This is a genomic window from Veillonella sp. 20925_1_51, assembly GCF_041431445.1.
GTDB lineage: Bacteria > Bacillota > Negativicutes > Veillonellales > Veillonellaceae > Veillonella > Veillonella nakazawae.
In genome coordinates this window covers 1-1,110 of the sequence record NZ_JAPVXT010000019.1, presented here as the reverse complement: position 1 = coordinate 1,110, position 1,110 = coordinate 1, and the positions used below count along the sequence as shown (strand labels likewise).

The 1,110-nt window shown below is 45.0% G+C and carries 1 rRNA gene; it reads right to left on the bottom strand.

Annotation, left to right across the window (positions count from 1 at the left end):
* A 23S ribosomal RNA gene (locus O3607_RS09720) occupies window positions 1-652 on the bottom strand; the annotation flags it as partial.
* Between the last annotated feature and the right edge of the window lie 458 nt (window positions 653-1,110).

The window sequence follows — 1,110 nt, the reverse complement described above, 5'->3', positions numbered from 1 at the left end:
TGTTTTCCACTTAACCTCGCTAGCAACAGTAACTCGTCGGTTCATTCTTCAATAGGCACGCCGTCGTCCTGATATATATACAGACTTCGACTGTTTGTAGACATACGGTTTCAGGTTCTCTTTCACTCCCCGCCAGGGGTTCTTTTCACCTTTCCCTCACGGTACTATGCGCTATCGGTCGATATCAGTATTTTGGCTTGGAGGGTGGTCCCCCCTGCTTCCCACAAGGTTTCACGTGTCTCGTGGTACTCTGGATACAGTCCCGTGTATGCAAGGTTTCGATTACAGGGCTTTCACCTTCTGCGGCTGAGCTTTCCAGCTCGATTCTTCTACCTCATTTACACTTGATGACTGTCCTCAACCCCGGTGCGGTTGCCCGCTCCGGTTTGGCCTCTTTCCCGTTCGCTCGCCGCTACTAAGAAAATCTCGTTTGATTACTTTTCCTCTGGGTAATTAGATGTTTCAGTTCCCCAGGTGCCCTCCTCATAGTCTAAGCTATGGGTGACAGTGCATAACCACTGCCGGGTTCCCCCATTCGGAAATCTACGGGTCAAAGGTTGCTTGCACCTCTCCGTAGCTTATCGCAGCTTACCGCGTCCTTCTTCGGCTGATATCGCCAAGGCATCCACCGTACGCCCTTAAAATCTTTACTTATTTACACCATAATTTGCGGCTATCTTCGTTGTACTGCGTTCAGCTCACCTTGCGTATACAAATACGCGACGGTTTCACTTCACTGGTACGCCTCGATATCCATCAAATTCTGATGAAAATCATTACGATTTTTTAGACATGCATTAGATACATTGTCGTTTATTTTGTAGCCGTACATTTTCATGTACGTCACCATTAAGTCAGAGAATTATTTCCTATGTGCTCGGGTCAACCTACTTAGAAATTCTAAGAGATGACCTTACAAATATATATTAATTCTTCTATGCAGTTTTCAAAGAACAATAATCTGACTACATCTTGCGACATATTCATATTATGTTTGAGAGTCTTTACAGATCTCTCAAAACCGAACAATGTTAGGTTGTAAGTACAGCTAGCGCATATGCTACGTCTACTTACTGGCCAAAGTGTCGACCTAAGTGACATCCAAGCTCT